This is a genomic window from Clostridium thailandense, assembly GCF_019207025.1.
Lineage (GTDB): Bacteria > Bacillota > Clostridia > Clostridiales > Clostridiaceae > Clostridium_AM > Clostridium_AM thailandense.
The window spans coordinates 1-6,700 of the sequence record NZ_JAEEGC010000218.1; the positions used below are offsets into that span (position 1 = coordinate 1).

7 protein-coding genes are annotated in these 6,700 nt (G+C 28.5%); 4 read left to right on the forward strand and 3 right to left on the reverse strand.

Features of this window, described 5'->3' with window-relative positions:
* The first annotated feature begins 46 nt into the window (after window positions 1-46).
* A complete protein-coding gene (locus I6U48_RS28705) occupies window positions 47-607 on the forward strand; it encodes a permease (protein WP_246615611.1) in 561 nt (186 codons plus the stop codon).
* Here I6U48_RS28705 and I6U48_RS28710 read toward each other — a convergent pair.
* Window positions 594-1,472, reverse strand: coding sequence for a LysR family transcriptional regulator (locus I6U48_RS28710; RefSeq protein WP_218323938.1), 879 nt, complete (start codon window positions 1,470-1,472; stop codon window positions 594-596). The two genes, I6U48_RS28705 and I6U48_RS28710, sit on opposite strands and share 14 nt — an antisense overlap.
* 190 nt (window positions 1,473-1,662) lie before the next feature.
* Between I6U48_RS28710 and I6U48_RS28715 the strand changes: the two genes are divergently transcribed.
* Window positions 1,663-2,823: an ATP-grasp domain-containing protein gene (locus I6U48_RS28715; protein ID WP_218323939.1), complete on the forward strand. Its 1,161-nt coding sequence runs from the start codon at window positions 1,663-1,665 to the stop codon at window positions 2,821-2,823.
* A 149-nt stretch (window positions 2,824-2,972) separates the two neighbouring features.
* Window positions 2,973-3,758 (forward strand): AraC family transcriptional regulator, encoded by a 786-nt coding sequence (locus I6U48_RS28720; protein WP_218323940.1) that lies wholly within the window; start codon window positions 2,973-2,975, stop codon window positions 3,756-3,758.
* On the opposite strand, the gene I6U48_RS28725 is transcribed toward I6U48_RS28720, so the two are convergent.
* The gene (locus tag I6U48_RS28725) at window positions 3,755-4,138 is read right to left on the reverse strand and encodes a cupin domain-containing protein (protein ID WP_218323941.1); all 384 of its coding nucleotides are present in this window, start codon (window positions 4,136-4,138) and stop codon (window positions 3,755-3,757) included. The two genes, I6U48_RS28720 and I6U48_RS28725, sit on opposite strands and share 4 nt — an antisense overlap.
* A gap of 145 nt (window positions 4,139-4,283) precedes the next feature.
* Window positions 4,284-5,156 carry a LysR substrate-binding domain-containing protein gene (locus tag I6U48_RS28730; RefSeq protein ID WP_218323942.1) on the reverse strand — a complete coding sequence of 291 codons (873 nt, stop codon included), beginning with the start codon at window positions 5,154-5,156 and terminating at the stop codon, window positions 4,284-4,286.
* 125 nt (window positions 5,157-5,281) lie between these two features.
* Between I6U48_RS28730 and I6U48_RS28735 the strand changes: the two genes are divergently transcribed.
* Window positions 5,282-6,280 carry a YeiH family protein gene (locus tag I6U48_RS28735; RefSeq protein ID WP_218323943.1) on the forward strand — a complete coding sequence of 333 codons (999 nt, stop codon included), beginning with the start codon at window positions 5,282-5,284 and terminating at the stop codon, window positions 6,278-6,280.
* The last annotated feature ends 420 nt before the right edge of the window (window positions 6,281-6,700 follow it).

Genomic DNA, 6,700 nt, shown 5'->3' on the forward strand with positions numbered 1-6,700 from the left:
CTAAGTGCGACAGCCCCATAAACAAATAATAAGAGGTGAAGAACAATTGATAATTGAGAAAAGTAATATGGCCAAAAATTTTATCATAATAACTATTTGCATACCTTTTTTGACTATTTTATTTTTAAGTATTCCTTTGCTAATGTCAACTTTACATTTTTCATTACCTCAAGTTCGATTCAAGTTTTTAACAGAAAATAGTATATTACAGGAATTTTCAATAATTTTCCTAAGTATAATCTTAGAGGCATTTCCCTTTATAATGGTTGGAACAATATTATCATCTATAATTCAGATATTTATTACGGAAGAAGCTTTATCTAGGATAATACCTAGAAATAGATTTTTAGGACTGCTCTGTGCCTCTTTAATAGGTCTTATAGTTCCCATATGTGATTGTGGACATGCTCACCATAATTCAAATAAAAAATATGATATAAAATCAACAATCATAGATATAATAAAGCATACAAATATTAAATTGCATGATGTTGGAAGATATCTAATTATTGGATCATTTCTATCAGCGATAATGCAAACATTTATATCACGAAGATATATCTTGCTAGAGAGTAGCAAATTTTATAAGCTCTTCACACAAAATTAACCTCACATATTCTGATAAATTCATTTATTATTTTACTTTTCCATTTATTCTTATGAATAATCAACTGTAGAAACAGCTTTTCCTCATTTTCCTTATCCTTCAAATGCAGTTGCTTTATCCTTTTGTTTTCACTTGCTACTAGCTCCGGCAGATATGTTATCCCCAGCCCATTTGCTACGATTTTCATAATCGCCTCTGTTGAGGCGCTCTCCATTAATATATCCGGTTCAAATCCATTTCTTTCAGAAAACGCTTCTACTTTTTTTCGATATTGACAATTTGGTTCTGTCAAAATGAATTTCTGTTTCTTTAAACTCTCCAAGCATATTCCTGAAGACCCTATTTCTGCATCTGCTGCTATATAAAAACCAAGTTTTACCGTCTTTTCTAGTAACAAATTCAGTTCATCCGGCGGTTTATTAAAATCCAATACAAATGCAATATCAGCCTGCCCGCTTGCAAGATAATACTTCAATTCATCAGCAACTCCTGACACTATTTTAATATTAACTTTAGGATACTCTTGGATAAACTGATTTAAAATATTCGGCAGAATTGTCATACATACAGAATCTACTGCTGCAATTCTTAATGAACCTGATGTTTCCTTTTCCTCATTCATAGTATCAAAAAATCTTTCTGTAATTCTAAAAATTTCATTACTGTACTCTAACAATTTTTCTCCGGCATATGTAATATGAATTGTATTTCCATAACGTTCAAATAACTTTACTCCAAGTTCATTTTCTAATAGCTTAATCTGTGTAGTAACTGTTGATTGTGCATATCCAAGCTGCTCCGCAGCTTTTGTAATACTATTCAATTCACATACTCTTTTAAACGTATAAAGATTTCTATTTTCCATAGCACACCTCATCAATATTTTTGATGTCTTGTTTTAAATATATCAATTTTACAAATATCAATTAACATGATAACATCTAATTCATAAAACAACAATATGAAGGGTGCTTTAATACGAAAAAAATATTAATTTGTACATATGAACCTTAGAAACCTTTCATTTAATTTAATTAAACTAGGAGGTATATCTTATGATAATTTTAGACAAACCTTATGTTTCAACATTTTTACTGGAAACCGCACGTGATATGGGTATTCCTGTATTAGACCACTCCACTGTCAAAGAATTGACACCTTTGGAAGGTTTAAAAACTGTAAATGAAAATGAGTTTATGAATATAGCTAAAACAAAATCACCCCTATTACTTTATTGTAATTCTGAGAATTCTTTTCAATGGATAAATAAAAATTTTAAATACACTAAAATTCCTAGCTCAATTGAGATCTTCAAGAATAAAGTTACATTTCGTAAATTAGTTAAAAAGATTTATCCTAATTTTTTATTCAAAGAAGTTTCATACGAACAACTATCAAAATTTGATGCCATTAAAATTAAAAAACCGTTTATTATCAAGCCTGCAATTGGATTTTTTAGCATGGGAGTGCATAAGTTAAACGAAGATAATGAATGGGAATCTATTGTAGACCTAATTCAAGATGAAATGAATAAAGTCAAAGGATTGTATCCTACTGAAGTTATGAATTCTTCAAAGTTTATTATTGAAGAATATATTGAAGGTTCAGAATATGCTATTGATGCTTATTATGATAGCAATGGAGACCCTGTAATTCTTAACATATTAGAACACCCTTTTTCATCAAATGGAGATGTTAGTGACAGAATATATTTCACATCAAAAAAAATTATAAAGAAGTATTTAGTTGAATTTAGTAATGTACTGATATCAATAGGAAAAGTAACTGGAATATCTAATTTTCCAGTACATATGGAAGTTAGAGTTGATAAAATCGGAAATATAATACCTATAGAGGTAAATCCTATGAGATTTTCAGGGTGGTGCACAACGGATATTGCATATCATGCATATGGAATAAATGTATATGAGAATTATTTTTGTCAGAAAAAACCTGACTGGAACCAAATATTGAATACCGATGATAATAAACTTTATTGTATTGTTATTGGGAATATTCCAGACGACATTAATTTTAAAGAGATTAAAGAAATAAATTATGATGCGTATTTATCAAATTTCAGTGACATATTGGAGTTTAGAAAAATTGACTATAAGCAATATCCTGTATTTGCATTTTCATTCATCAGTGCTCTGTGCAATTCAAATGAAGTTGATAAAATCTTGAACTTAGACTTAAGGCAGTACATTTACTAATGTGCTATCAAATTGATATTTCATAACCTTCAAATACTTTTTATTAACAAGAGTGTAAATAAATGCTCTTGTTTCATTTTTTGTAATTTTATGGTACAATTCAAAATTATAGAGTACTATGAAAATTTTTTGTATAATGGGTGGTTATTTTGGTTAAAGAAAAAAATAAAATTAGTTTTTATCATAAAATCAATATAGAAATTGTACAAGGAAAGAGCTATCACAATTTTCCTAAACATAGTCATAATTCCTTTTGTATTGGTATAGTTATGGATGGTAAAATACGATTGAATTTCAAAGGACAAGAATATCTTCTGGAGAAAAATAATGCATATTTTATTCCGCCATTTGTTGAGCATAAAATTGATACCATTAATAAAATGCAATATGAATATATAGTAATTTGTTTGAATAATGATTTGGTGGTACAGTATAATAATATTTTATTACATAATTATGTTCACAACGATAAAAAAGTAGGTTTGAGAATTCTAGATATACTTAAAAGATTTGATTCTACTGATAATTACCTACAGTTAGAAAATGATATAAAACATTTTTTGAGAGAAAACATGCAAAAATTTAGTAGCTTTGCAAAACCAATTGCTAGCACAGAAGTTCTATTAGCTGTAAATTTTATAAAAGAACATTTAGAAGAATCCTTTGACTTAAATAAAATATCTGACTATACACATATATCAAAATATCATCTACTAAGGATATTTGAAAAACAGATGGGAGTTGCTCCTTACCATTTTTACATACAAGAAAAGGTTAAAAAAATAAGACAGGAGTTATTAAAAAATCAAACTCCTGCTAACTTAGCTTATAATTTAAATTTTTCAGACCAAAGTCATCTCTGTAATACTTTTAAGAAATATATTGGTCTAACTCCTATAGAATTTAAAAAAAGCTATAAAGAAGATACTAATTAAAGTAAAGCTGGTGTAAATTTCGCAAGAATATATATTCCATTTGCACCTGCCTCTACTTTATGTGGAGTGTTTGCAGGAATTACCCCAACACTTCCTACCTTATAATTAACTTTATTTTCTCCAATACATGAAGTCCCATCACCAGATATAACTTCATGTATTTCAAAACTACTTTCATGGACATGGATGTCCAGTGTACAGAATGGTTCAACTTTAACTAAATGACAGCTAATTTGATTGTTTGTTAACTTCCCTGTTACCAAATGTTTTAGTGAAACCCCATTAAATTTTGGGTGCTTACTAAAGTCAATTTCTTGAGCATTTATACTGCTAGAAATTGTGTTAATTGTTCCTTTGTCAAAATAGTTTTCAATATTCATATTCATTACCTCCAATCATTTTATACTTATAATATACCAAATAATAACTTTGATATATTGTAAAAAATTGCTGTATTCAACTAAATGACTATAGTCCCGAGCAACATATAATTCACATTTTTTGTATTTAATCTAATAATATTTCTTAAAATTCATTAACTAGTTCTTTATATAAATTTTCAAAAACACTATTTTTTCTCCATATAAAATAGAAATTATGATTTTTCTGTAAATCATCAATTTTTATTTTCCTCAAAATTCCATTTTCCAATTCATCTTTTACTGCAGCTTCATATAAGGTTGTAATTCCATTATCATTTTTAACTAGATGTTTTATTGCATTAATATTTCCAATTTCTATAACTTTACTAAAATCATTTACAGTAAGGTTTTGTCTTTCTAAGTTTTTTTCAAAAATATCTCTTGTACCAGATCCTTTTTCTCTTATAATCAATGTTTCTTCAAGCAAATCTTCTAAAATATGTGGGTGCTTTTTTAATGTATAGTTTTTTCCTGCAACACAAATATAATTTTCCTTTGAATATACAACATAGTCATATTCACTTTTTATAAAATATCCCTCTACTAATGCAAAATCAATTTCACCATGATCTAATTTATAAAGAAGTTCTTTAGTATTTTCTACAATCATAGTAATTTTCATGTTTTTATTTTTACTTAAATAATTATGAAGTTTCGATGGTAGTATAAATTCTCCAATTGTAAGGGTTGCACCAAATTTAAGACTTTTAATCCCTAATTTTTCTTGAGCAATCTTTTCCTTTAGATATTCTTCATCATGTTTCATTGTAATACAGCTTTGATAAAACATTTTCCCTGATTCTGTGAGGCCTATTTTTTTTCCTTCATACTCAAAGAATTTTGTATCATAAAGCTTTTCTAAATATTTAATATGTTGTGATACTGCAGGTTGTGTAATGCAAAGTACCTCTGCTGCTTTAGTAAAATTCATATATTCGCATACAGTCAAAAATGTATGTATTCTAAAATCAAGCATAAATGTCACCTCTTTAAATTAATCATAACATATATTTATCATTATATAAAAATAAATAATTTTATCTTATTGTTCTTATATGTTAGGATATTTTCAGGATAAAAATTAAGAAAAGAGGAATTAATATGAGTTTTATTAAAAGAAATTATCATGGTTTATTACTTTGTCTTTTAACGGGCAGTGTTGCTTGGTTACTTGGAAAACAGTTTTCAATTATAGGAGGGCCAGTATTTGGTATTTTACTTGGTCTAATAATCGCACTTTTTCCACGTAAAGATTGTTTCGAAAGTGGAATTAAATTTACATCAAAAAAAATACTTCAATATGCTATTGTTCTACTGGGATTTGGAATGAACCTTTTTCAAATATTTAAGGTAGGTAGCCAATCCTTATTGATTATAGTTTCAACAATTTCAACTTCCCTAATTGTTTCATATGCAATAAGCAAATTGATGAAACTTCCTTCAAATGTATCTATCTTAGTTGGTGTAGGCTCTTCTATATGTGGTGGATCTGCGATTGCGGCTACTGCACCAGTTATTGATGCTGCTGATGAAGATATTGCAAAATCAATCTCTGTTATCTTCCTATTCAATGTAATTGCTGCGTTTTTATTCCCAATACTAGGCAACTTGTTAGGTCTCAATAACATAGGCTTTGGAATGTTTGCTGGAACTGCTATAAATGATACCTCTTCAGTAGTTGCTGCTGGACAAACTTGGGCTAGTGCTCATGGAAATGATTTAGCTCTAAATTATGCTACTATAGTTAAACTTACACGAACTCTTGCTATAATTCCAATTACATTGATATTAGCTTTATATCGTTCTAAAAACAATTCGAATACTACAGTTAAATTGTCAAAAATATTTCCATGGTTTATTTTATTTTTCTTGTTAGCAGCCATCATTAGTACACTATTTAGCATAAACCCTAATATAATAAAAACTTTAACTGAAGCCGGTAAATTCTTTATTATAATGGCTATGACTGCAATTGGTTTAAACACTAATATTATAAAGCTAATAAAAACAGGTGGAAAGCCAATTATTATGGGTCTCTGTTGTTGGATAAGTATTGCATTTGTTAGTCTTCTTATGCAGCACTTATTACACATTTGGTAATATAAAACTGATATTTCTATATTATAAGAGCATATACTTTCCAATAAAAATCCACGACAACACTAATCTAATGTTTGTCGTGGATATACTTATATAGGGTTGCACGGCCGAAAATTAACTTACACTCCGGCATATGTTTCCAAGCTTCAGCACGATAAAAACTTTCTGTCAATCTAAAGCTCAGTATTTTGAAAATCTAAGAATCTTTGATAAACTCGTACCTCAAACATATCAAAGACTCTAAGATTTTCTAAAATACTGAGCTAAGGTTGACTAAAAAGTTTTTATATGTGCTTTCAGCTTTGGAAACACATCCCTGCGTATAAATCAACTTTCTGTTTTGGGTATCTATATAGATAGCCACGGCCCACACCCAAGTTATGGGAATAAGCTGCAAAGTTTTGTTAGAACTATTTGAAT

Excerpts from the sequence above, each read along its gene's own strand:
- I6U48_RS28710 (WP_218323938.1), bottom strand. The coding sequence starts at position 1,472 with ATGGAAAATAGAAATCTTTATACGTTTAAAAGAGTATGTGAATTGAAT.
- I6U48_RS28715 (WP_218323939.1), top strand. The coding sequence starts at position 1,663 with ATGATAATTTTAGACAAACCTTATGTTTCAACATTTTTACTGGAAACC.
- I6U48_RS28725 (WP_218323941.1), bottom strand. The coding sequence starts at position 4,138 with ATGAATATTGAAAACTATTTTGACAAAGGAACAATTAACACAATTTCT.
- I6U48_RS28730 (WP_218323942.1), bottom strand. The coding sequence starts at position 5,156 with ATGCTTGATTTTAGAATACATACATTTTTGACTGTATGCGAATATATG.
- I6U48_RS28735 (WP_218323943.1), top strand. The coding sequence starts at position 5,282 with ATGAGTTTTATTAAAAGAAATTATCATGGTTTATTACTTTGTCTTTTA.